This window comes from Streptomyces sp. NBC_00536, from assembly GCF_036346295.1.
Taxonomy (GTDB): Bacteria; Actinomycetota; Actinomycetes; order Streptomycetales; family Streptomycetaceae; genus Streptomyces.
On the sequence record NZ_CP107819.1, the window covers coordinates 5,310,289 to 5,334,502 of the forward strand.

Here is a 24,214-nt window from a genome sequence, read left to right on the forward strand (position 1 = left end):
GACGGCACGACCGATTGGTCCGCACGGGTGGGGTTCGCGGCGTGGCGAGGGGCGGCTGCGGAAGCTGCGGCAGGTGGTCGATTTCAGTGGGCTCATCACCAGTGTGATCAGCTCCATATACCCCCAAACGTGATCATGCCACCCCGAGTCCCGCCCCGCTCAGCCCCGCCCCGGAGGTACCACCCATGTCCCAGAGAAGGCGCAGGTCCTTGGCGCTCCTGACCTCGGGAGTCCTCGCACTGCCGCTGCTGACGGGCTGCGGGGCCGATGACGAGGGCGGCCCGGCCGCCGCCGGTCAGGACATCTCCGCCACCACGCGCGACCTGGTGGCCGACGGCGGGTCGGTGCGCTGGGCCGTCGACGCGCTGCCCGAGACCCTCAACACCTTCCAGGCGGACGCCGACGCCACCACCGCGCGGATCGCCGGTGCCGTCCTGCCGCAGCTCTTCCTCATGGACGCCAAGGGACGGCCCGCCGCCAACCCCGACTTCCTGGAGAAGGCCGAGGTCATCCAGCGCGAGCCCAAGCAGGTCGTGCTCTACAAGCTCAACCAGAAGGCGGTGTGGAGCGACGGCCGCGAGGTCGGCGCACCCGACTTCGTCGCCCAGTGGCGGGCCCTGAGCGGCAAGGACTCCGCGTACTGGACGGCCCGCAACGCCGGGTACGACCGGATCGAGAAGATCGAGCGCGGCGCCAATGACCTCGAAGTCAAGGTCACCTTCGCCAAGACCTACACCGACTGGCGCTCCCTGTTCAGCCCGCTCTACCCCAAGCAGGTCACCGGCAGCCCCGAAGCCTTCAACGAAGGCGCGCGCGGCGCCCTCAAGGTCACCGCCGGCCCCTTCAACCTCGGCGCCGTCGACAAGAAGGCCGGCACCGTGGCCCTCTCCCGCAACCCGCGCTGGTGGGGCCGCCCGGCCAAGCTCGACTCCCTCGTGCTGACCGCCGTACCCCGCGCCGAGCGGGCCGCCGCGCTGGCCGCGGGGAAGCTGGACCTGGCCGAGATCGACCGCGGCGGCGCCGACCGCATCGCTCTGGCGCACCGGGACGCCGCACAGCCGCACGGCGCCGCGCCCGCCCACGGCCCCGGCGCCGCGGTGACCGCCGCCCAGGCCACGCTCTCCTGGGCGGTCGCCTTCGGCGCCGACGAGGGCAAGGCCAGGGACGAGCAGGAGACGCGCAAGAAGAACGCCGAGGCGGCCGCCGCCTACGCCGCCCAGCAGAACGCCCTGCGGGGCTTCGCCGTGCGCAAGTCCCTGGAGCCCGCCTACACCCAGCTCGCGCTGAACGGGGCCTCCGGACCGCTGGCCGACGAGCGGGTCCGCCGGGCGGTGGCCCGCGCGCTGGACCGCCAGTCCCTCACCGACATCGTGCTGAAGCCGCTGGGCCTGCCCGCGAAGCCGGTCGGCAGCCACCTGGCCCTGGAGGGGCAGCGCGCGTACGCCGACAACAGCGACGCGCTGGGCGGCCAGGACACCCAGGCCGCCCAGGCCCTCCTCGCCGACGCGGGCTGGCGCAAGGGCGGCAAGCTCTCGGACCCGGCGGCCAAGGCGGGCTCCGAGAGCGACAAGAAGGACGACGGGAAGACCCCGGCCCGCCCGGGAGCCGCGGCCCCCGGCGCCCAGGCCGCGGCTCCCGCCGATGGCGACGGCACCGGCTGGGAGGGGAAGTTCGTCGTGGGCGAGGACGAGCGCAACGGCGCCCGCCCGCCCGCGGGTCTGAACCCGGCCCTGCGCCCGGCCCTGCGCCCGGCCCTGCGCCCGGCCCCGCTGCCCGGCCTGCGCCCCGGCGACCGCCCGGCCCGCCCGGGCGACGAGAGCGCCCACCGGCCCGAGGGCCCGGTCGAGCAGCGCGCGGGCGGCCTCCCCGAGGGCGACTACCGCTACGCCCCCGACGGGGAGATCGTCGACGCCGACCGCTTCGCCACCGGGGCGAACCGGCCCTCCCCGGTGCTGGCGGCCGTACCGCTCGCCGAGCAGCAGGAGGCCGCCCTCCTCGCCCAGGCCGCCGCGGTCGACGACGGCAAGCGCAATCCGGCCCTGGACGCCGGGTCGGCGCCGGCCGAGGAGCAGGGCGAGAAGGCCAGCCCGGCGCCCGCGCCCGCCAAGCACGCCGTCCGCACCTCCGGCGCGATGCTCGCCAAGGACGGCAAGCCGCTCACCCTGCGCTTCGTGCTCCCCTCGGGCCCCGGTTCCGAGGCCCTGCGCACGGTCGGCGAGCGGATCTCCCAGATGCTGCAGAAGGTCGGCATCCAGACCGAGCTGACCAAGGTCGCCGACGCGAGCTTCTTCAAGGACCACATCGCCTCGGGCCAGTACGACCTGGCTCTGTACTCGTGGCCCGCGACCGCCTTCCCCGCCACGGACGCCCGGCCGATCTTCGCCAAGCCCTCGCCCGCCGCCGACGGCTCGCTGAGCGTCGAGCAGAACTACACCCGGGTCGGCACCGACCGGATCGACCAGCTGTTCGACCAGGCGCTCGGCGAGCTGGACGAGGATCAGTCCCGCGACCTGATGCGCAAGGCGGACGCCCGGATCTGGGCCGCCGCCGGGTCCATCCCGCTCTACCAGCGCCCCGAGCTGGTGGCGGCCAAGCCCAATCTGGTCAACGCGGGCGCCTTCGGTCTGGGAGCGCCCCGGTTCCAGGACATCGGCTGGATGAAGTCCCCGGCCGAGGTGAAGGCGGCGCAGGAGAAGAAGGAAAAGGCCGCGAAGAAGAGCTGACCTGACACCCAAGTCCGGGTGAACAAGCTCAGAAGTGACTCAAGTCCCTTGCCCGCCGGTGCACCGGCGGGCAAGGTCGTACGTACCCATTGACCCGCAGGAACACCGGCCGGGACCCCCCACCCCATCCCCGGCCCAGCAGCCCCCGCGACCCCGTCGCGGTCAGCCCTCCGGCCCCTTGACAGACCCCCCGGCGTGCGGTTCCCGCCACGCAACGTACGATGGGGTAAGGCCGTGGCAGGTTTTTCCGCCCGGCGGGCGCGCGTGCCGGACCGTACGCGACGCCATCCACGATTCCGGGAGAAGCGCCGCCAGTATGACCACGCGCCACGACATTCGTAATGTAGCCATCGTCGCCCACGTCGACCATGGCAAGACGACCCTCGTCGACGCCATGCTGAAGCAGGCAGGTGCCTTCGCCGCCCACCAGCACCTCGACGACCGCATGATGGACTCGAACGACCTGGAGCGCGAGAAGGGCATCACCATTCTCGCGAAGAACACCGCGGTCAAGTACCACCCGAAGGAGGGTGGCGCGCCGATCACGATCAACATCATCGACACCCCGGGCCACGCCGACTTCGGTGGCGAGGTCGAGCGCGGTCTGTCGATGGTGGACGCGGTCGTCCTCCTCGTCGACGCCTCCGAGGGCCCGCTGCCGCAGACGCGCTTCGTGCTCCGCAAGGCGCTCCAGGCGAAGATGCCCGTCATCCTCTGCATCAACAAGACCGACCGCCCCGACTCGCGGATCGACGAGGTCGTCAACGAGACGTACGACCTCTTCCTCGACCTGGACGCGGACGAGGAGCAGATCGAGTTCCCGATCGTCTACGCCTGCGCCCGTGACGGCGTCGCCTCGCTGACCAAGCCGGAGGACGGCACCGTCCCGGCCGACAGCGAGAACCTGGAGCCGTTCTTCTCGACGATCCTGGCGCACGTGCCGGCCCCCGAGTACGACGAGGCCGCCCCGCTCCAGGCCCACGTCACCAACCTCGACGCCGACAACTTCCTGGGCCGCATCGCCCTGGTCCGCGTCGAGCAGGGCGAGCTGCGCAAGGGCCAGACCGTCACCTGGATCAAGCGCGACGGTTCGCAGTCGAACGTCCGCATCACCGAGCTGCTCATGACCGAGGCGCTCACCCGCAAGCCGGCCGAGGTGGCGGGCCCGGGTGACATCTGCGCGGTCGCCGGCTTCCCCGACATCATGATCGGCGAGACCCTCGCCGACACGGAGAACCCGATCGCGCTCCCGCTGATCACGGTCGACGAGCCGGCGATCTCCATGACCATCGGTACGAACACCTCCCCGATGGTCGGCCGCGGCGGCAGCGGCAAGGGCGCGGACGCCAAGTCCGCGGTCAAGGACCGCAAGGTCACCGCCCGCCAGGTCAAGGACCGTCTGGACCGCGAGCTGATCGGTAACGTCTCGCTCCGCGTCCTGGACACCGAGCGCCCCGACGCCTGGGAGGTGCAGGGCCGCGGTGAGCTGGCGCTGGCCATCCTGGTCGAGCAGATGCGCCGCGAGGGCTTCGAGCTGACCATCGGCAAGCCGCAGGTCGTCACCCAGCTCGTCGACGGCAAGGTGCACGAGCCGGTCGAGCGCATGACCATCGACGTGCCCGAGGAGCACATGGGCGCGGTCACGCAGCTCATGGGTGTCCGCAAGGGCCGTATGGACAACATGTCGAACCACGGCTCCGGCTGGGTCCGCATGGAGTTCGTCGTTCCGTCCCGTGGCCTCATCGGCTTCCGTACGGAGTTCCTCACCAACACCCGCGGTACGGGCATCGCCCACTCGATCCACGAGGGCCTGGAGCCGTGGTTCGGCGAGCTGAAGACCCGTAACAACGGTTCGCTGGTCGCCGACCGCGCCGGTTCGGTCACGCCGTTCGCGATGATCAACCTGCAGGAGCGCGGCGTCCTGTTCACCGACCCCGGCACCGAGGTGTACGAGGGCATGATCATCGGCGAGAACTCGCGCGCCGACGACATGGACGTGAACATCACCAAGGAGAAGAAGCTCACCAACATGCGTGCGGCTTCCGCGGACAACACGGAGAACGTGGTGCCCCCGCGCAAGCTGTCGCTGGAGCAGTCCCTGGAGTTCTGCCGCGACGACGAGTGCGTCGAGGTGACCCCGGAGGCCGTCCGCATCCGCAAGGTCGTTCTGGACCAGAAGGAGCGCGGTCGTACGACTTCGCGCGCCAAGCGGTAGTTGCCGCGAGCGTCACGTTTTGTGATACGGCCCCTTCCCCACGGACTCCGTGGTGGAGGGGCCGTTCGCTTTTGTCAACCGGATTGTCTCGTTCTTGTGTCCGTATATCGGGCATCACACTCCGGAAGGTGTACTAACCGTCCGTTTCGCGGGTGTCTGTCTAGGCTCAGTTTGTCCGTATATCGGGCTACTGACCTGTAGTGATGTTGTCAAAACGAGACCCTTTAAGTGTGGTTTACGGGTCGGCTGTACTTAATAGTTGGCACCAAGCTCGGGTCAATGGGTCACACACTGTGGGGAGTGTCGACTCACGAGCACACTGTGGGTAACTCATCGCACAAGCGCCGTCAGGGGTGTCGGCGCGCGACCGAGTGCCCCGTCTTGTTGTGACAAGTGGACTCATGAGGAGGAAACCCATGCGTGGTGCTCAGAGCGCCAAGTGGGTCGCGGGCGCGGCAATCATTGCCCTGGCCGCGACTGCCTGCGGTGGCGGCGGGGACAAGAAGGATGCGGGTGCCGCCGGCGGCACCTTCCGCCTCGGTATCACCGAGCCGGTCGCGGTCGACCCGTTCAACGCCCAGGAGTCCGAGGGCTCCCTGGTCGCGCACAACCTCTTCACCGGCCTGTACAGCGCGACGCCGGACGGCAAGCTGAAGCCGGCTCTGGCCGAGTCGTTCACCACGAGCGACGACGGCAAGACCTGGACCTTCAAGATCAAGGCCGGCACCAAGTTCACCAACGGTGAAGTGGTCGACGCCGAGTCGTTCATCCGCGGCTGGACCCGCACCGTCGCGAAGGCCTCGGCCTCCGACGTGGCGTACCCGATGGACGGAATCGTCGGCTACAAGGAGCTCAACGGCGGCACCAGCGACAAGTTCGCCGGTCTGTCGGCTCCGGACGCCAACACGCTGAAGGTCGAGCTGTCCGCGGCTGACTTCGAGTTCGACAAGAAGACCGTTCACACCGTCTTCAGCCCCGTCCCGAAGGTCGCCGGCGCCGCCAGCAACAAGGCGTACAACGACGCTCCCATCGGCAACGGCCCCTTCAAGATGGAGGGTTCGTGGCAGCACAACAAGTCCATCACCATGGTCCGTAACGACGACTACGGCCTGGAGAAGGCGAAGCTCGCCAAGGTTGAGATCTCGATCCTCAACTCGGCCAACGCCGCGACCCTTGAGTACCAGGGTTACCAGTCGGGCAGCTTCGACTGGGCGCGCATGCCCACGCCGCAGCTCCCGGTCGCCAAGGCCAAGTACTCGGCGAAGAAGCAGTGGATCGAAGGCGACACCTCGGGTATCAACTACCTGGTCGTCTTCAACCAGAACGCGCCGATGAACAACCCGGACGCGCGCAAGGCGATCTCCTACGCGATCGACCGGGACGCCATCGCCAAGGGCGTCTTCCAGGGCATGCAGAAGCCCGCCACCTCCGTGCTCCCGCCGTCGTTCGCGGACACGTACACCAACAACCTCTGCACCTCCTGCATCAAGCAGGACAAGGACAAGGCCAAGGAGTACGCGGCCAAGGGCAACCTGAAGCCGGGCACCGTCCTGGACTTCGGCTACAACACCGGTGGCGGCCACGAAGAGTGGGTCCAGGCCATCGCGCAGCAGCTGAAGGACGTCCTCGGCCTCGAGGTCAAGCTGAACGGCAAGCCGTTCAAGGAGGCCCTGTCGCAGCAGCAGGACAAGGCGACCGCCGGTATCTGGCGTTCGGCGTGGGGCGCGGACTACCCGACCCCGGACAACTTCCTGTTCCCGCTGCTCGACTCGGGTTCGATCAACGAGGACCCGGCGACGGGCAAGGCCCAGGGTGACAACCGCGGCCGCTACAGCAACCCGAAGTTCGATGAGCTGATCACGAAGGCTCGCGCCACCAAGGACCCGGCCGCTCGCGCCGCGGTCTACAAGGAGGCCGAGAAGATCGCGGTCGAGGACGACCAGGCGCTCATCCCGACGTGGAAGCGTACGCAGTACCGCCTCGCGAACACGGACAAGTTCAGCAACATGGCGATGGACTTCTTCGAGGACCCGAACCTCGCGGAGATCTCCGCCAAGTAGGCGTACTTCTTCACCAAAGTAGGTAGGCGAGGGCTGTGGGGGCCGAAGTAACTTCTTCGGTCTCCACGGCCTTCGCTCAGTCCCGGGCGCACCCCTCATCTCTCCCGTTCCGCGCCCGGATGCGGCCAATCTCCCGATCGGATGATGCCGCCAACCCCCACGCTCAGTATGTGAAGGAGGCATCGTGGGCAGATATGTGATCCGGCGGCTCGGACAGATGGTGGTCGTCCTCTTCGGTGCGACGATTATTCTCTTTGGCTGTCTCTTCGTGCTTCCGGGCGACCCGGTGGGTTCGCTCGGCGGTGACAAGGCCCGCGACCCGGCAGTGGTGCAAGCGCTCCGTGAACGCTACGGACTCAACGACCCGCTGCCGGTCCAGTACGGCAACTTCGTCAAGAACCTCGTGCAGGGCGACCTCGGTGAGGACTTCACCCAGCGGCGCCCCGTGACCGAGGTGCTCCAGCCCAAGCTCGTGAACACCGCCGAGCTCGCGCTGCTGGCGATCGTCCTCGACATCGTGATCGGCCTGTTCGCCGGCCTGATCGCCGCGCTGTTCAGATACTCCTTCTGGGACGTACTGATCACGCTCCTCACCACCATGGCCGTCGGCTTCCCGTCCTTCGTGATCGGCATGGTGTTCCAGAAGATCTTCGTGATCCAGCTCGACTGGGTCCCGCTGATCTCGGACGGCACCTTCAAGTCGATGATCCTGCCCGCCTTCGTGCTGGCGATCCTCGACGCGGCGCTCGTGGCGAGGCTCATGCGCGGCACCATGCTGGAGGTGCTGCGGGCCGACTACGTCAAGACGGCCGTGGCCAAGGGTCTGCCGCGCCGGACCGTGCTGCTCAAGCACGTCATGCGGAACTCGATCATCCCGGTCGTCACGTACCTGGGTATCTCCTTCGGCGGACTGCTCGGTGGCGCACTCATCACCGAGGCGATCTTCAACTGGGACGGCATCGGCCTCGCGCTGGTGACGGCGGTTCAGCAGCAGAACAACCCGATCATCATCGGCGTGGTGACCTTCGGTGTCGCCGTGTTCGTGTTGCTCAACCTCATCGTCGACCTCTTGTACGCGGTCCTCGACCCCCGCATCCGTCTCGCCTGATCCCAGGCAGCCCGTTCTAGGAGTCATACCCATGACCGAGCTCACCAAGAGCACATCGGTGGGGGACGCGACCGCTGCGGCAGGGACCGCGAAGGCCGTCGAGGCCGAACCCGCGATCGCCCGTGTCACCCAGTGGGGCGAGATCCGCCACCGCTTCCTCGCCAACAAGCTGGCCGTCGTCGGCCTCGCCCTGGTCCTCGGCCTGTTCCTCGTCGCGATCTTCGCGCCGCTGATCGCGCCGCACGACCCGTACGCGCAGGACCTGACCAACACCCTGCAGGCCCCGGGTGGCGACAACCTGCTCGGTACGGACTCGCTCGGCCGCGACCAGCTCTCGCGCATCATCTACGGCAGCCGCATCGCGGTCATCGTCGGTCTCGCGTCGATCTTCCTGGCCTGCGCCATCGGCGTCGTCATCGGCGCCATCGCCGGCTACTTCGGCCGCGCCACCGACTCGGTGCTGATGCGCATAGCCGACGTCTTCTTCGCCTTCCCGCTGCTGATCGGCGCCATCGTGATCATCATCGGGATGGGCCGTGGTGTCACCCCGGTGATCATCTCGCTGGCCATCTTCTCCTGGCCGACGGTCGCCCGTCTGCTGCGCAGCTCGATCCTGTCGGTCCGCGAGGCCGACTACGTGCTGGCCGCGCGCGCCCTCGGCGCGGACACCCGACGGATCATCATCCGGCACATCCTCCCCAACTCCATCGCCGGTGTGATGGCCTACGCCGCCTTCAGTGTCGGCGGAGCCATCGTGGCCGAGGCGTCGCTGTCCTTCCTGGGCGTCGGCGTGAGCCCCGAGGTTCCCGAGTGGGGCAACATGCTCGCCGGTGCCAAGGACTTCATGGGTGTCAAGGACTACCTGTGGACCTACCCCAGCATCGCGATCGTGCTGACGGTTCTTGGCTTCGTTTTCGTCGGTGACGGGCTCCGCGACGCCCTCGACCCGAAGCTGCGCTAGAAGGGCGGCACCACAATGACTACTTCAAGCGTCACCGCAGAAGTGCCCCACCAGAGGGCATCCGACGCCGATGCGCCCGTCCTCGAAGTGCGTGACCTGCACGTCGAGTTCAAGACCCGCGAAGGCGTGGTCAAGGCCGTCAACGGCGTCAACTACAGCGTCTCCGCAGGCGAGACGCTGGCCGTGCTCGGCGAGTCCGGTTCCGGCAAGTCCGTGACCGCACAGGCCATCATGGGCATCCTCGACTCGCCCCCCGGGCGCGTCTCCCAGGGCGAGATCCTCTTCAAGGGCCAGGACATCCTGACCCTCCCGGAGAGCGAGCGGCGCAAGCTGCGCGGCCCGAAGATGGCGATGATCTTCCAGGACGCGCTCTCCGCGCTGAACCCGGTGTACTCCGTCGGCAACCAGCTGGGCGAGATGTTCCGCGTCCACCAGGGCATGTCGAAGAAGGACGCCAAGGCGAAGGCCATCGAGCTGATGGAGCGGGTGAAGATCCCGGCTGCCCGCAGCCGGGTCAACGACTACCCGCACCAGTTCTCCGGCGGCATGCGCCAGCGCATCATGATCGCGATGGCGCTCGCCCTGGAGCCCGACCTGATCATCGCGGACGAGCCCACCACGGCGCTCGACGTGACGGTCCAGGCCCAGGTCATGGACCTGCTGGCCGACCTGCAGCGCGAGTACAACATGGGTCTGATCCTGATCACCCACGACCTCGGCGTGGTCGCCGACGTCGCGGACAAGATCGCCGTGATGTACGCGGGCCGCATCGTCGAGCAGGCTCCGGTCCACGAGCTGTACGCGCGCCCCGCGCACCCGTACACGCGTGGTCTGCTGGACTCGATCCCGCGCCTGGACCAAAAGGGCGAAGAGCTCTACGCGATCAAGGGGCTGCCGCCCAACCTGCTCAAGATCCCGACGGGCTGCGCCTTCAACCCGCGCTGCCCGAAGGCGCAGGACATCTGCCGCACCGACGTCCCGGCCCTGCTGCCGGTGACCGAGCGCGACGGCATCGAACTGGTCGGCCGCGGCAGCGCCTGCCACTTCTGGGAGGAGCAGATCCATGGCTGAGCTGGACAAGAAGGACGACGCCGTGGATGACGCCACCCCGAGCCTGGCCGAGGTCGAGGTCGTCGACGTGGCGTCCGAGACGGCGGCCCTGGAAGCCATCGCGGCTCCCGTGGACCGCGGCGAGCCGATCCTGCAGGTGCGCAACCTGGTCAAGCACTTCCCGCTGACCCAGGGCATCCTCTTCAAGAAGCAGATCGGCGCGGTCCGCGCGGTGGACGGGGTCTCCTTCGACCTCCACCAGGGCGAGACCCTCGGCATCGTCGGCGAGTCCGGCTGTGGCAAGTCCACGGTCGCCAAGCTGCTGATGCTGCTGGAGACCGCGACGTCCGGCGAGGTGTTCTACAAGGGCACGGACATCACCAAGCTGTCGGGGAAGGCCCTCAAGGTCGTCCGCCGCAACATCCAGATGGTGTTCCAGGACCCGTACACCTCGCTGAACCCGCGCATGACGGTCGGCGACATCATCGGTGAGCCGTTCGAGATCCACCCCGAGGTGGCTCCCAAGGGCGACCGGCGCCGCAAGGTCCAGGAACTCCTGGACGTCGTGGGCCTGAACCCGGAGTACATCAACCGCTACCCGCACCAGTTCTCCGGCGGCCAGCGCCAGCGCATCGGCATCGCCCGCGGCCTCGCGCTCAACCCGGAGATCATCATCTGCGACGAGCCCGTCTCGGCGCTCGACGTGTCGGTGCAGGCGCAGGTCATCAACCTGATGGCGAAGCTGCAGGACGAGTTCAACCTCTCCTACATCTTCATCGCGCACGACCTCTCCATCGTCCGGCACATCTCCGACCGCGTCGGCGTGATGTACCTCGGCAAGATGGCGGAGATCGGCAGCGACCAGCAGATCTACGACCACCCGACGCACCCCTACACCCAGGCACTGCTCTCCGCCGTGCCGGTGCCGGACCCGGGTGCCCGCGAGGGCCGCGACCGGATCATCCTGTCGGGCGAGATCCCCTCCCCGGCCAACCCGCCGTCGGGCTGCCGCTTCCGCACCCGCTGCTGGAAGGCCGAGGACAAGTGCTCCACCGAGGAGCCGCTCCTCGCGATCCCGGAGCGCTTCAAGGGCCAGGACACCCCGGCCGCGCACGAGTCCGCGTGCCACTTCGCCGAGGAGAAGGCCGTTCTGGCCGTCTGACCCCGGCGTGCTGAGCGCCCGGTACCGGATCACCTCCGGTACCGGGCGCTTCCGCGTTCCCGGGCGGCCGGGCCCGCCGCCCGGTCCCCTGATAGGGGAAAACCTCGTTGCGCCGCCCCCGCCGTCCCCCCGACAGTGGAGCGATGCTGACCGTACGCCCCGCAGGGCCCGGAGACGCCGGTGACATCTGCGCACTGCTGAACACCATCGACCGGATCGAGATCGGCAGGCCGGAGACCGATCTGCGCACGGTCGAAGCCGATCTCCACCACCCCGACGTGGACCTCGCCACCGATTCCTGGCTCGCCTTCGACGGCGGGCGGCTCGTCGCCTACGCCCTCGTGTGGACGGACTCCGGACCGGGCCGGGTCGACTCCGACCACTACGTCCTGCCCGACCGGCAGGACGCCGGGGCGCGGCTGCTGGAGCTGATGGAGGCCCGGGCCCGGCAGATGGCCGCCGGAGCGCCGGGGGCCCGGCTGCGGCTCCAGCTCAACGTCCGGCCCACCCTGGACCTCGACCTGATCACCGGATACGGCTGGCACCCCGTGCGCCGCTACCAGGTGATGACCCTGGACCTCACCGCGGCCCCCTGGCCCGTCCCGGCGGTGCCCGCCGGGCTGAGCGGGCTGGTCCTGCGCGACTGCGCCGCCGACCCGGCCGACCCCCGCCGGGCCCACGCCCTGGTCGAGGACACCTTCGCCGCGCACTTCGGGCACGTGGAACGCCCGTACGAAGCCTGGCTGGACCACCTCGACGCCCGCGACCTGGACTGGTCCCTGGTGTGGATCGCGAGCCTGCCCGCGCTGGGCGACGTAGGCATCCTGCTGACCCGCGACGACCGTACGTCCATGGGCTGGCTCAGCCACATCGGCGTACGCGCGGACCAGCGCGGCCGGGGGATCGGCGGCCACCTGCTGCGCCACGGCACCGCCGTCTACGCGGCGCGCGGGCGCGACACGGTCGGCCTCGGCGTCGACACCGCCAACGAGAGCGGGGCGCTGGGCCTGTACGAGCGCCACGGCATGGGCGTGCACTTCGCCGTGGACACCTGGGAGCTGCCTCTTCGCTGACACCCCCTAACCCTCCGTCCACTCGCAGGGGTGACAGGCGTCCCCCGGGCGTGCCCAATCGGGCGCGCTTGGAGTGCGGGGACACCCCCATGGGGTGACATTGGGTCTCCAGTGAGTCTCGGTGAGTCTCGGGAGCCCAAGGAGGCACTCCATGCGCGGAGCCACCCACGCCAAGTGGGCCGCTTGTGCGGTCGCCGTCGCCCTCACGGCGACGGCCTGCGGCGGCGGAAGCGACAGCGGCGGGGGCGGTGGCGCCGGCATCATCAGCTCCTCCTGGGGCGACCCGCAGAACCCGCTGGAGCCCGCCAACACCAATGAGGTCCAGGGCGGCAAGGTCCTCGACATGCTCTTCCGCGGGCTCAAGCGCTACGACCCGAAGACCGGCGAGGCCAAGAACATGGTCGCCGACAAGATCGAGACGACCGACAGCCAGAACTTCACGATCACGCTGAAGGACGGCTGGAAGTTCAGCAACGACGAGCCGGTCACCGCCCAGTCCTTCGTGGACGCCTGGAACTACGGGGCGGACGTGCGCAGCAAGCAGAACAACTCGCCCTTCTTCAAGGACATCGTCGGCTACGCCGACGTCCACCCGGAGACCGGCGAACCCAAGGCCAAGACGATGTCCGGCCTGGTGGTCAAGGATGCCAAGACCTTCACGGTCGCCCTCAAGGAGAAGTTCTCCACCTGGCCCGACACCCTCGGCTACCAGGCGTTCTCCCCGCTGCCCAAGGGCTTCTTCACCGACCACGCCGGCTGGCTGAGCAAGCCGGTCGGCAACGGCCCGTACACGGTGGACTCGTACACCAAGGGCACGGCGATCAAGATGCGCAAGTGGGACGGCTACACGGGCGCGGACAAGGCGCAGAACGGCGGCGTGGACCTCAAGGTCTACACCGACAACAACACCGCCTACACGGACCTGATCTCCGGCAACCTCGACCTCGTCGACGACGTCCCGGCGCAGCAGCTGAAGAACGTCAAGAAGGACCTGGGCGACCGGTACATCAACCAGCCCGCCCTGATCATCCAGACGCTGACCTTCCCGCTCTACGACCCCGCCTGGGGCAAGCCCGGCATGGAGAAGGTCCGCCGCGGCGTCTCGATGGCGATCAACCGCGACGAGATCACCAAGCAGATCTTCCAGGGCACCCGCACCCCCGCCAAGGACTGGACCTCCGCGGCCCTCGGCGACAAGGGCGGCTACTCCGCCACCGCGTGCGGCGACGCCTGCAAGTTCGACCCGGCGCAGGCGAAGAAGCTGATCGAGGAGGGCGGCGGGCTGCCCGGCGGGAAGGTCACGCTCACCTCGAACGTGGACACCGGCTCGCACCGCGAGTGGATGGACGCCGTCTGCAACAGCATCAACAACGCGCTGGGCAAGGGCGCGGTCTGCACGGTCAACCCGGTCGGCACCTTCGCGGACTTCAGGAACCAGCAGAGCGCCTTCAAGCTGACCGGCCCCTTCCGCTCCGGCTGGCAGGCGGACTACCCGCTGATCCAGAACTTCCTGGAGCCGCTGTACTACACGGACGCCTCCTCCAACTACGGGAAGTTCAACAACAAGGACTTCGACAAGCTCGTCGACGAGGCGAACCAGGAGAGCGACACGGCGAAGGCCACGGCCAAGTTCCAGGACGCTGAGAAGATCCTCGCCGAGCAGATGCCGTCCATCCCGCTCTGGTACCAGAACGGCAGCGCGGGCTTCTCGGAGCGCGTCTCGAACGTCGCGCTCAACCAGTTCAGCGTCCCCGTCTACGACCAGATCAAGGTCAGCTGACGTCCCCACCAGAGCCCGGGCCTGCCGCCACCACCGTCACCATCAGTGATCCGGTGGCGGCAGTCCCGCCGACACCCTGGAGGCCTCCATGGGACGGTACGTGATCCGGCGGCTGCTCCAGATGATCCCGGTGTTCATCGGCAGTACGTTCCTGATCTTCTTCATGGTCTACGCGCTCGGTGACCCCGTCGCGGCGCTCTTCGGCGACAAGGCCCCCGACCCGGCCACCGCCGCCCGCATCCGCAAGGACCTCTTCCTCGACCAGCCCCTGTGGAAGCAGTACCTCCACTACATGGGCCAGATCTTCCAGGGCGACTTCGGCACCGCCTTCAACGGACAGAAGGTCACCTCCCTGATGTCCACGGCCTTCCCGGTCACCCTGCGCCTGACCATCGTCGCGATCGTCATCGAGGTCGTCGTCGGCATCACCCTCGGCGTGGTCAGCGGCCTGCGCCGCGGCAAGGCCATCGACCACACCCTGCTGGTGCTCACCCTGGTCGTCATCTCGGTGCCGACCTTCGTGACCGGGTACCTGCTCCAGTTCCTCCTCGGCGTGAAGTGGGGCTGGGTCCGGCCCACCGTCTCCCCGGACGCCCCCTTCAACGAGCTGATCCTGCCCGGCATCGTGCTCGCCCTGGTCTCCCTCGCCTACGTCACCCGGCTCTCGCGCACCTCCATCGCCGAGAACGTCAAGGCCGACTACGTCCGCACCGCGGTCGCCAAGGGCCTGCCGCGCCGCCGGGTCATCACCCGCCACCTGCTGCGCAATTCGCTCATCCCGGTCGTCACCTTCATCGGCACCGACATCGGCGCCCTGATGGGCGGCGCGATCGTCACCGAGCGCATCTTCAACATCCACGGCGTCGGCTACCAGCTCTACCAGGGCATCCTGCGCAACAACTCCCCGACGGTGGTGGGCTTCGTGACCATCCTCGTCATCGTCTTCCTGCTGGCGAACCTGCTCGTCGACCTGCTCTACGCGGTCCTGGACCCGAGGATCCGTTATGCCTGAGCCCGAGCGCGAGCCCGAGCGCTACGATCCGCTGCGCCCCGGATCGGGGGAGGCCATCGCCCCCACCGGCCAGGGCGGGGCGATGGATCTCGCCCTGGAGGAAGCCGAGAGCCTGGAGAAGCCGCTGGGGCCCGCACCGGGCGCCAGGGGCCCCCAGGAGAAGGCGCGTTCGCTGTGGTCCGACGCCTGGCAGCAGCTGCGCCGCAATCCCGTCTTCATCGTCTCCGCCCTCCTGATCGCCTTCCTCGTCGTCATCGCGATCTGGCCGCAGCTGATCGCGAGCGGCGACCCGCTGCGCTGCGACCTGTCCAAGTCCCAGCAGGGCCCCGCCTCCGGGCACCCCTTCGGCTACGACACCCAGGGCTGCGACGTCTACACGCGCACCGTGTACGGGGCGCGCGCCTCCATCACCGTCGGCGTCTGCGCCACCATCGGCGCCGCCCTCCTCGGCTCGCTCCTCGGCGGCCTCGCCGGGTTCTTCGGCGGCTGGGGCGACGCGCTGCTCTCCCGGGTCGCCGACATCTTCTTCGGCATCCCGGTCGTCCTCGGCGGCCTGGTCTTCCTCTCGGTGGTCACCAGCACCACGGTCTGGCCGGTGGTCGGCTTCATCGTGCTCCTCGGCTGGCCGCAGCTCGCCCGCATCGCCCGCGGCTCGGTCATCACCGCCAAACAGAACGACTACGTCCAGGCCGCCCGCGCGCTCGGCGCGAGCAACAGCCGGATGATGCTGCGGCACGTCGCGCCCAACGCGATCGCCCCGGTCATCGTCGTCGCCACCATCGCGCTCGGCACCTACATCGCCCTGGAAGCCACCCTGTCCTTCCTGGGCGTGGGCCTGCGCCCGCCCACGGTCTCCTGGGGCATCGACATCTCCAACGCCGCCTCCCAGATCCGCAACGCCCCGCACATGCTGCTCTACCCGGCGGGCGCGCTCAGCCTGACCGTGCTCGCCTTCATCATGCTCGGCGACGCGGTGCGCGACGCCCTCGACCCCAAGCTGCGCTGAGGAGTGGGCACCATGCTGCTCGAAGTCCGCGACCTCCATGTGGAGTTCCGTACCCGCGACGGGGTCGCCAAGGCGGTCAACGGCGTCACCTACTCGGTGGCGGAGGGCGAGACCCTGGCCGTGCTCGGCGAGTCCGGCTCCGGCAAGTCCGTCACCGCGCAGGCGATCATGGGCATCCTGGACATGCCCCCGGGCCGGATCGCGGGCGGCGAGATCCTCTTCAAGGGCCAGGACCTGCTGAAGATGAAGGAGGACGCCCGCCGCAAGATCCGCGGCGCCGACATGGCGATGATCTTCCAGGACGCGCTGTCCTCGCTGAACCCGGTGCTCAGCGTCGGCGCCCAGCTCGGCGAGATGTACGAGGTGCACCGCGGGATGTCCCGCAAGGACGCCCGCGCCAAGGCCGTCGAACTCATGGACCGGGTGAAGATCCCGGCCGCGAAGGAGCGGGTGGGGGACTACCCGCACCAGTTCTCCGGCGGCATGCGCCAGCGCATCATGATCGCGATGGCGATGGCCCTGGAACCCTCGCTGATCATCGCGGACGAGCCGACCACCGCCCTCGACGTCACCGTCCAGGCCCAGGTGATGGACCTGCTCGCGGAGCTCCAGCGCGAGCTGAACATGGGCCTGATCCTGATCACCCACGACCTGGGCGTGGTCGCCGACGTCGCCGACAAGATCGCCGTGATGTACGCGGGCCGGATCGTCGAGGCCGCCCCCGTCCACGAGATCTACAAGAACCCCGCGCATCCCTATACCCGCGGCCTGCTCGACTCCATCCCGCGCCTGGACCAGAAGGGCCAGGAGCTGTACGCCATCAAGGGCCTGCCGCCCAACCTGCTGGCCATCCCGCCCGGCTGCGCCTTCAACCCGCGCTGCCCGATGGCCCAGGCCGTCTGCCGCGGCGAGGTACCGCCGCTGGCCCAGGTGGCCGAGGACCGCACGAGCGCGTGCTACTTCTGGAAGGAGTGCCTCGGTGCCTGAAGCGATCCTCGAAGTCACCGACCTGGTCAAGCACTACCCGCTGACCCGGGGCATCCTCTTCAAGAAGCAGGTCGGCGCCGTCAAGGCGGTCGACGGGGTGTCCTTCTCCCTGCACCAGGGCGAGACCCTCGGCATCGTCGGCGAGTCCGGCTGCGGCAAGTCCACGGTCGCCAGGATGCTGGTCAACCTGGAACGGCCGACGGCCGGCGCGATCACGTACAAGGGCCAAGACCTCACGAAGTTGTCGGGCAAGGCCCTCAAAGCCGTCCGCCGCAACATCCAGATGGTCTTCCAGGACCCCTACACCTCGCTGAACCCGCGCATGACGGTGGGCGACATCATCGGCGAGCCGTACGAGATCCACCCCGAGGTGGCCCCCAAGGGCGACCGGCGCCGCAAGGTCCAGGAACTCCTGGACGTGGTCGGCCTGAACCCCGAGTACATCAACCGCTACCCGCACCAGTTCTCCGGCGGCCAGCGCCAGCGCATCGGCATCGCCCGCGGCCTGGCCCTGCGGCCGGAGATCATCGTCGCGGACGAGCCGGTGTCCGCGCTGGACGTCTCGGTGCAGGCGCAGGTGGTCAACCTGCTGGAGCGGCTGCAGGACGAGTTCGACCTGAGTTACGTCTTCATCGCGCACGACCTCTCCATCGTTCGCCACATCTCCGACCGGGTCGGCGTGATGTACCTGGGCCGGGTGGTCGAGATCGGCACCGACAGCCAGATCTACGACCACCCCACGCACCCCTACACCCAGGCGCTGCTCTCCGCCGTCCCCGTCCCGGACCCGGAGGCCCGCAAGCACCGCGAGCGGATCATCCTCTCCGGCGACGTGCCCTCGCCGGCCAACCCGCCCTCGGGCTGCCCCTTCCGCACCCGCTGCTGGAAGGCCGAGAACCGGTGCGCGCAGGAAGTGCCGCTGCTCGCGGTCCCGCTGGAGTTCCGCACCGCGGGCGGCCCGGCCGCCCACCCGTCGGCCTGTCACTTCGCGGCGGAGAAGCCGCTGACCCGGCCCGCGGCGCACCCGGAAGCGGAGCCTGCGCCACCGCCCGAAACGTAGCGCGCGACCCGCCGAAGAAGATCGCGCCGGGCGGGCAACCGGCTTAACATGGAGGCAACTTGACCGTCTCGGCGACGAGATCCGGGCGGGGGAATCTGATCGCCGTACGGTCCGTGCGGGTGCCGTCAGTCGTCCGGCGGGGCAGGAGCCCCGCCGGACGGTCATGTCGGGGCCCGTGCTCCTCCGTATGCGCGGCGTGCGCCCCTCGTGCTGCCGGTTCTCGATCGATGCGCTGGTACGGATAGTTATGATCCGTAGCGCACGGTGGGTATGTCTCCGCCGAGCACTACGAATCGATTCGATGTCCGCTCGACGTGGAGGTGAACCGCCGTGGCACTCTCGATCTCGGCCGTGGTGCTACTGGGGATCGTCGTCTTCCTGCTGGTCAGGAAGTCCGGTCTGAAGGCGGGGCACGCCGTCGTCTGCGTGCTGCTGGGCTTCTACCTGTCCAGTTCCTCGATCGCACCCACCCTCAGCCAGCTCACCACGAACGTCGCGGGCATGATCGGTGGCCTCAAGTTGTAGGGGCGCCTCGTAGGGTGGCCCCATGAACGGTCTTCCCGCCCGTCGTCTCCTCCTCGTGCACGCGCACCCGGACGACGAGTCGATCAACAACGGCGTCACCATGGCCAAGTACGCGGCCGAGGGCGCCCACGTCGCGCTGGTGACCTGCACGCTGGGCGAGGAGGGCGAGGTCATCCCGCCCGGCCTCGCCCATCTGGCGGCCGACCGCGACGACGCGCTCGGGGCGCACCGGACCGGTGAGCTGGACGCCGCCATGCGCGAGCTGGGCGTCACCGACCACGGATTCCTGGGCGGCCCCGGCCGGTTCCGGGACTCCGGGATGATGGGCGCCGAGCAGAACGACCGCCCCGGCTCCTTCTGGTCCGCCGACCTCGACGAGGCCGCCGGGTACCTGGTCGAGGTGATCCGCCGCGTCCGCCCCCAGGTGCTCGTCACCTACGACCCGGACGGCGGCTACGGCCACCCCGACCACATCCAGGCCCACCGGGTCGCCACCCGCGCCGCCGAACTGGCCGCGGACCCGGCGTACGGGGAGCACCTCGGCGCGCCCCACGCGATCGGGAAGGTCTACTGGAACCGGGTCCCGCGCTCGGTCGTCGAGGAGGGCTTCGCGCGGCTGCGCGCCGCGGGAACGCCCGCCTTCCCCGGCCTGGCCGCACCCGGCGACGTACCGGGCGTGGTCGCCGACGAGCGCGTCACCGCCGAGATCGGCGCCGGGGACGGGGAGCCGTACGCGGCGGCCAAGGCGGCCGCGATGCGCGCCCACGCCACCCAGATCGCCATCGACGGCTCCTTCTTCGCGCTCTCCAACGACCTGGCGCAGCCGCTGTTCACGCGGGAGTACTACGAGTTGGTGACCGGCCGCTCCGGCGCCCCGGCCGGAGAGCGCGAACGCGACCTCTTCGCGGGCGTCGCCGACGCGGCGGGAGCGGACGCGTGAGCGCGCCCCGGGTTTCCTCGGTCCCCGCCCGGACCGCCGCCCTCGCGGGACTGCTGGTGCTCGGCGCGGTGACCGGTGTGGCGGGCTGGCTCGTGGTCGACCTCTGGTTCCCCGGCGGCCTGCTGCTCGCCCTGCTGGCCCTGCTGGGGCTCTTCCTGGCGGGCCGTCTGGTCATCGGCAGCGGACTCGGCGTGGGCGTGCCCGTCATCGGGTGGTTCCTCGCGTACGTCCTGCTCGGCGTCCCGCGCGCCGAAGGGGACTTCCTGCTCAGTTCGACCGGAATCGGGATGTATGCCTACCTGCTCGGGGGCATCGTGCTCGCTGTGATCTGCGCCACCCTCCGCGCTCCGGCCGAGCAGCCGGTTTCGGCCGTGAGGCCCGGCAGGTGACGTGCCGTTGGGTGCTACGGGGGGACCCGCGCCCGGGGTTGTGAAACCGCCCGGCACGCCCCCTTTGCCCCATGCGCCGGTCCCCGGAGGAATGGCGTTGCCCACGGTGGTCAGTTGCGCCCCGGCGTCGGCCAGTATGGTGGACGGGCCGCCGAGCTGCCCGCGCACGGCACGCGGGCGGCGGAGCCAACCGGGAGATCCTGCCTTGAGTCGTGAAACTGACAGTTCGTCCTCCGGGCCCCAGGGCCGCGGTGGAGCCGCCTACCCGTCGGGTACGCCGCCGTACGGAACCGGCCAGTATCCGTCTACGGACGCCGCGGGTAACGCCCCGGAGGAGAAGCCTGTGACCTCGAAGTCGTCCACGCCCGCCGCGGACTCCGATGGACCCAAGACCGAAACGACGCTGACGACGCGGATCCGGATCAACATTCCGGGTTCGCGGCCGATCCCGCCCGTGGTCGTCCGCAAGCCGGTCGGCGCCACCGCCGCCGAGCCGGAGGCCAAGGACGCCCCGGCGGCGCCGCAGCGGCCCACCGGTGCGTCCGGCGGGTCCGGCGCGCCGTTCGGGCGCGCGGCCTCGGCGCCCGCGCCGTCGCCGCAGGGACCGCCGCCGGTCCCCGGCGCGCCCGAGGGGGGCGCCGAACCGGCGAGCAACTGGTTCGCCCCGCGCAAGGCCGGTCCGGGCGACGCCCCGGAGCCCGGCCAGGGCCCCGCCGCCGCCCAGGGCCCCGGCCCGGGTCAGGGGCCCGGCCAGGGCCGTCCCGGGCTGCCCGCGCGGCCCGGCCCGGTCGCCCGTACGAGCGGCCCCGGCGCGGGCTTCCCGCCCGCCCCGCCCGGCCCCCAGTCCAACGGCCAGTCCCACGGCCAGTCCCACGGGCAGCCGGGCGGCCCGTCCGGGCACTCCAACGGCGCCGGATTCGCCGCACAGCGCCCGTCGGGCCCGCCCGCCCCGCCCTCCGGCCCGCAGTCCCACGGCGGCGGCTACGGCTACCCGGGCGGCGCGCCCGGCGGCGCCCCCGCCCCGGCGCCCGGCTACGGCGCGGGTCCCGCCACGGGCACCCCGATGCCCCCGGCCGGGCCGACCACCGGCCCCGCCCACGGCTCCGTGCCCGTCGGCGGCCCCCCGCGGCTCGACGACGACACCGCCAACTTCGCCGCCCCGCGCTGGCCCGGCCCCGAGCTGAACGGCACCGGCCCCGCGGCCACCAGCGCCTTCCCGCCGCCCGGTCCCCAGCCCGGGAGCGGTTTCAGCCCGCCGCCCGTCCACGCCGACCCCGAGGACGGGAAGGCCAAGAAGGGCAAGAAGGGCAAGCAGCCGAAGGCCCCGGCCAAATCGGCCGCGTCCAGCGGATCCGCCGCGCCCGCCAAGAAGGCCAAGAAGGGCCGCTCCAAGGTGGTCCTGCTCGGCGGCGCCCTCTTCACCCTGGTCGCCGTCGCCTACGGCGCCGGACTGCTGCTCAACCACTCCGACGTGCCCAAGGGCACCACCGTCTTCGGCGTGGACATCAGTGGCACCCGCGACGACGCCGTGGCCAAGCTCCAGAACACCTTCGGGCCGCGCGCCGGCGCCCCGGTCAAGCTCACCGTGGGCGGCAAGCAGGTCGAGCTGAAGCCCGAGAAGGCCGGCCTGACCCTCGACAGCCAGACCACCGTCCGCAACGCCGCGGGCAGCGACTACAACCCGGTCACCGTCATCGGCTCGCTGCTCGGGCAGAAGCGGGTGGCCGAGCCGGTCATCCCGGTCGACGAGGAGAAGCTCCAGGTCGCCCTGGAGGAACTGGCGGGCACCGCGGGCTCCTCCGCCGAGGGCACGATCAAGTTCGAGCCGAACAAGGTCACGGCGGTCCCCGGCAAGGCGGGCACCTCCCTGGACGTGGACGCCTCGGTCACCAAGGTCGTGGCGGCGTACCGCGCCCAGGTCGCCGCAGGCAAGGCCGACCCGGTCGAACTGCCGACCGCCAGCCGGGCGCCGGTCATCAACCAGGCCGAGCTGAACCGCGCGATGAAGGAGTTCGCGGAACCCGCGATGTCCGGGAACGTGACCGTCAACGCGGGCGGCAAGTCCATCGTCTACGGCCCGGCCCGGTCGCTGCCCAAGATCCTCAGCATGACCGTCGTCGAGGGCAAGCTGGTCGAGAAGTACGACCTCGAAGCGATCAAGGAACTGACGGGGACCAACTTCGACGGGGTCCTCATCCCGCGCAGCACCGGCGACAAGACCGCGGTGACCCCGCAGGACATCGTCGGCGTCCTGCGCAAGGGGCTGCGCGGCAAGACCCCGGCCGAGCGGAACGTCACGATCGACATCAACCCCAGCTGACGCCTCGGGCGCAGCCGCGGGCCTGAGCCCCTGTCCGGAGATCCGGGCAGGGGCTCCGCCGTGCGCCCGACCCCCGCTGACCTGCCCTGTCATGCCAGACGCATGACATCTGTCAGCCCGCACCCACGACACGGGACACTGCCGCCGGCACCCCTGTCCTTGGGATTCTCGATCCATGACGACGACCACTGCGAAGACCACCGGGACCACCGTGGTGAGCTTCGAGAACGTGACCAAGAGCTACGGCGCGGTCCGCGCGGTCGACGGTCTCTCGCTGGAGCTGCACCCGGGCGAGACCGTCGCACTGCTGGGCCCGAACGGAGCCGGCAAATCCTCCACCCTCGATCTCCTCCTGGGCCTGCGCCCGGCGGACACCGGGTCGGTCACGGTCTTCGGCGGCACCCCCGGACAGGCCATCGCGGCGGGCCGGGTGGGCGCGATGCTCCAGAGCGGCGGCCTGATGGAGGAGGTCACCGTCCGCGAGCTGGTCACCCTCGGCTGCGCACTGCACCCGCGGGCCTACCCGGTCGAGGAGGTGCTGACCCGCGCGGGCATCACATCGATCGCCGACCGCAAGGTCAACAAGCTCTCCGGCGGCCAGGAGCAGCGGGTCCGCTTCGCCCTCGCCACGGCCGGGGCCAACGACCTGATCGTCCTCGACGAGCCCACCACCGGCATGGACGTCACCGCCCGTCAGTCCTTCTGGGCGACCATGCGCGAACAGGCCGACCAGGGACGTACGGTCCTGTTCGCCACCCACTACCTGGAGGAGGCCGACGCGATCGCCGACCGCGTCATCGTCCTCCACCGCGGCCGGATCCTCGCCGACGGCTCCGCCGCCGAGATCAAGGCCAAGGCCGGTGCCCGCAAGGTCTCCTTCGACCTCACCGAGCCCTTCGACGAGGCGCGGCTGCGCGAGCTGCCGTTCCTGACCCGGCTCGACGTCCACGGCTCCACCGTCAAGCTCCAGTCGCGCGACGCCGATGCCACCGTGCACGCCGTCTACGGCCTGGGCCTCTACCCGCGCAACCTCGAAGTCGCCGGGCTGGGCCTGGAGCAGGCATTCATCGCCCTCACCGAGGCCGAGGAGGCCGCCGCATCATGAACACGCTCGTCAAGCTCGAAATCACCCGCGCCCTGCGCAACAAGAAGTACCTCTTCTTCACCGTGATCTACCCCGCGGCGCTCTTCCTGATGATCGGCGGCACGCAGAGCGGCACCACCAAGGTCTACGGCACCGAACTGACGATGCCCGCCTTCTACATGGTCGCCATGGCCTCCTTCGGCGCCCTGACCGCCGTACTCGTCGGCCAGAGCGAACAGATCGCCAAGGAGCGCGAGAAGGGCTGGGTCCGCCAGCTGCGGCTCACCGCCCTGCCCGGCCACGGCTACGTCCTCGGCAAGATCGCCAGCGCCGCGATCCTCTCCCTCCCCGCGATCGTCGTCGTCTTCCTGGTCGCCGCGATCCTCAAGGGCGTACGGTTCGACGCCTGGCAGTGGGCCGCGCTCACCGGGTCCATCTGGGCCGGCAGCCTCGTCTTCGCCGCGCTCGGCGTGGCCATCGGCTACCTGGTCAGCGGTGACACCGCCCGCCCCGTCGTGATGATCATCTACTTCGGCCTGTCGATCCTCGGCGGCCTGTGGATGCCCACCTCGGTCTACCCGCAGTGGCTCCAGAACATCACCCAGTGGCTCCCCACCCACGCCTACGCCGGACTCGGCCAGGCCATCGAGCTGGGCGGCGCGCCGCACGCCAAGGACGTCGCGATCCTCGCCGTGTACTTCGTACTCTTCGCGGGCGGCGCCGCCTGGCTCTACCGCAAGGACACACTGAAGGCGTGAA

Annotated in this window: 19 protein-coding genes; all 19 read left to right on the forward strand. The window is 69.8% G+C overall.

The window, feature by feature from the left end; all coding sequences use genetic code 11:
• Positions 1-185: 185 nt before the first annotated feature.
• On the forward strand, positions 186-2,723 hold the full coding sequence (locus OHS33_RS23730) for an ABC transporter substrate-binding protein (RefSeq protein WP_330332421.1): 2,538 nt from the start codon (positions 186-188) through the stop codon (positions 2,721-2,723).
• Between the two features lie 316 nt (positions 2,724-3,039).
• The gene (typA, locus tag OHS33_RS23735) at positions 3,040-4,938 is read left to right on the forward strand and encodes a translational GTPase TypA (protein WP_330332422.1); all 1,899 of its coding nucleotides are present in this window, start codon (positions 3,040-3,042) and stop codon (positions 4,936-4,938) included.
• 416 nt (positions 4,939-5,354) lie between these two features.
• Positions 5,355-6,998, forward strand: coding sequence for a peptide ABC transporter substrate-binding protein (locus OHS33_RS23740; protein ID WP_330332423.1), 1,644 nt, complete (start codon positions 5,355-5,357; stop codon positions 6,996-6,998).
• A gap of 184 nt (positions 6,999-7,182) precedes the next feature.
• Positions 7,183-8,106, forward strand: coding sequence for an ABC transporter permease (locus OHS33_RS23745; RefSeq protein ID WP_330332424.1), 924 nt, complete (start codon positions 7,183-7,185; stop codon positions 8,104-8,106).
• 31 nt (positions 8,107-8,137) lie between these two features.
• Positions 8,138-9,067, forward strand: a complete 930-nt coding sequence (locus OHS33_RS23750; protein WP_330332425.1) for an ABC transporter permease — start codon at positions 8,138-8,140, stop codon at positions 9,065-9,067.
• Positions 9,068-9,082: 15 nt separating this feature from the next.
• A complete protein-coding gene (locus tag OHS33_RS23755) occupies positions 9,083-10,138 on the forward strand; it encodes an ABC transporter ATP-binding protein (protein ID WP_330332426.1) in 1,056 nt (351 codons plus the stop codon).
• Entirely contained in the window at positions 10,131-11,279 is a 1,149-nt protein-coding gene (locus tag OHS33_RS23760) for an ABC transporter ATP-binding protein (protein WP_330332427.1), read from the forward strand. Before OHS33_RS23755 ends, OHS33_RS23760 begins: the two co-directional genes overlap by 8 nt.
• 143 nt (positions 11,280-11,422) lie before the next feature.
• On the forward strand, positions 11,423-12,352 hold the full coding sequence (locus OHS33_RS23765) for a GNAT family N-acetyltransferase (protein WP_330332428.1): 930 nt from the start codon (positions 11,423-11,425) through the stop codon (positions 12,350-12,352).
• A gap of 151 nt (positions 12,353-12,503) precedes the next feature.
• Positions 12,504-14,132 (forward strand): peptide ABC transporter substrate-binding protein, encoded by a 1,629-nt coding sequence (locus OHS33_RS23770; RefSeq protein ID WP_330332429.1) that lies wholly within the window; start codon positions 12,504-12,506, stop codon positions 14,130-14,132.
• A gap of 88 nt (positions 14,133-14,220) precedes the next feature.
• Positions 14,221-15,144, forward strand: a complete 924-nt coding sequence (locus OHS33_RS23775; RefSeq protein ID WP_330332430.1) for an ABC transporter permease — start codon at positions 14,221-14,223, stop codon at positions 15,142-15,144.
• Entirely contained in the window at positions 15,137-16,150 is a 1,014-nt protein-coding gene (locus tag OHS33_RS23780; RefSeq protein WP_330332431.1) for an ABC transporter permease, read from the forward strand. Before OHS33_RS23775 ends, OHS33_RS23780 begins: the two co-directional genes overlap by 8 nt.
• A 12-nt stretch (positions 16,151-16,162) precedes the next feature.
• Positions 16,163-17,137: an ABC transporter ATP-binding protein gene (locus OHS33_RS23785; RefSeq protein ID WP_330332432.1), complete on the forward strand. Its 975-nt coding sequence runs from the start codon at positions 16,163-16,165 to the stop codon at positions 17,135-17,137.
• On the forward strand, positions 17,130-18,197 hold the full coding sequence (locus tag OHS33_RS23790) for an ABC transporter ATP-binding protein (protein ID WP_330332433.1): 1,068 nt from the start codon (positions 17,130-17,132) through the stop codon (positions 18,195-18,197). The genes OHS33_RS23785 and OHS33_RS23790 overlap by 8 nt, the downstream gene beginning before the upstream one ends.
• 330 nt (positions 18,198-18,527) lie before the next feature.
• On the forward strand, positions 18,528-18,722 hold the full coding sequence (locus tag OHS33_RS23795; protein WP_283459796.1) for a hypothetical protein: 195 nt from the start codon (positions 18,528-18,530) through the stop codon (positions 18,720-18,722).
• Positions 18,723-18,744: 22 nt separating this feature from the next.
• Complete coding sequence (gene mshB, locus OHS33_RS23800; RefSeq protein WP_330332434.1) at positions 18,745-19,662, forward strand: N-acetyl-1-D-myo-inositol-2-amino-2-deoxy-alpha-D-glucopyranoside deacetylase; 918 nt, start codon at positions 18,745-18,747, stop codon at positions 19,660-19,662.
• Positions 19,659-20,051: a DUF6113 family protein gene (locus OHS33_RS23805; protein ID WP_330332435.1), complete on the forward strand. Its 393-nt coding sequence runs from the start codon at positions 19,659-19,661 to the stop codon at positions 20,049-20,051. The genes mshB and OHS33_RS23805 overlap by 4 nt, the downstream gene beginning before the upstream one ends.
• Positions 20,052-20,256: 205 nt before the next feature.
• A complete protein-coding gene (locus tag OHS33_RS23810) occupies positions 20,257-22,371 on the forward strand; it encodes a peptidoglycan binding domain-containing protein (RefSeq protein WP_443065343.1) in 2,115 nt (704 codons plus the stop codon).
• Positions 22,372-22,546: 175 nt separating this feature from the next.
• Positions 22,547-23,476, forward strand: a complete 930-nt coding sequence (locus tag OHS33_RS23815) for an ABC transporter ATP-binding protein (protein WP_330332437.1) — start codon at positions 22,547-22,549, stop codon at positions 23,474-23,476.
• Complete coding sequence (locus tag OHS33_RS23820) at positions 23,473-24,213, forward strand: ABC transporter permease (protein WP_330332438.1); 741 nt, start codon at positions 23,473-23,475, stop codon at positions 24,211-24,213. Before OHS33_RS23815 ends, OHS33_RS23820 begins: the two co-directional genes overlap by 4 nt.
• Position 24,214: the final 1 nt, after the last annotated feature.

Coding starts and splice junctions, on each gene's coding strand:
- mshB (WP_330332434.1), top strand. CDS start 18,745: ATGAACGGTCTTCCCGCCCGTCGTCTCCTCCTCGTGCACGCGCACCCG.
- OHS33_RS23730 (WP_330332421.1), top strand. CDS start 186: ATGTCCCAGAGAAGGCGCAGGTCCTTGGCGCTCCTGACCTCGGGAGTC.
- OHS33_RS23755 (WP_330332426.1), top strand. CDS start 9,083: ATGACTACTTCAAGCGTCACCGCAGAAGTGCCCCACCAGAGGGCATCC.
- OHS33_RS23780 (WP_330332431.1), top strand. CDS start 15,137: ATGCCTGAGCCCGAGCGCGAGCCCGAGCGCTACGATCCGCTGCGCCCC.
- typA (WP_330332422.1), top strand. CDS start 3,040: ATGACCACGCGCCACGACATTCGTAATGTAGCCATCGTCGCCCACGTC.
- OHS33_RS23765 (WP_330332428.1), top strand. CDS start 11,423: ATGCTGACCGTACGCCCCGCAGGGCCCGGAGACGCCGGTGACATCTGC.
- OHS33_RS23815 (WP_330332437.1), top strand. CDS start 22,547: ATGACGACGACCACTGCGAAGACCACCGGGACCACCGTGGTGAGCTTC.
- OHS33_RS23785 (WP_330332432.1), top strand. CDS start 16,163: ATGCTGCTCGAAGTCCGCGACCTCCATGTGGAGTTCCGTACCCGCGAC.
- OHS33_RS23770 (WP_330332429.1), top strand. CDS start 12,504: ATGCGCGGAGCCACCCACGCCAAGTGGGCCGCTTGTGCGGTCGCCGTC.
- OHS33_RS23750 (WP_330332425.1), top strand. CDS start 8,138: ATGACCGAGCTCACCAAGAGCACATCGGTGGGGGACGCGACCGCTGCG.
- OHS33_RS23740 (WP_330332423.1), top strand. CDS start 5,355: ATGCGTGGTGCTCAGAGCGCCAAGTGGGTCGCGGGCGCGGCAATCATT.
- OHS33_RS23760 (WP_330332427.1), top strand. CDS start 10,131: ATGGCTGAGCTGGACAAGAAGGACGACGCCGTGGATGACGCCACCCCG.
- OHS33_RS23775 (WP_330332430.1), top strand. CDS start 14,221: ATGGGACGGTACGTGATCCGGCGGCTGCTCCAGATGATCCCGGTGTTC.
- OHS33_RS23820 (WP_330332438.1), top strand. CDS start 23,473: ATGAACACGCTCGTCAAGCTCGAAATCACCCGCGCCCTGCGCAACAAG.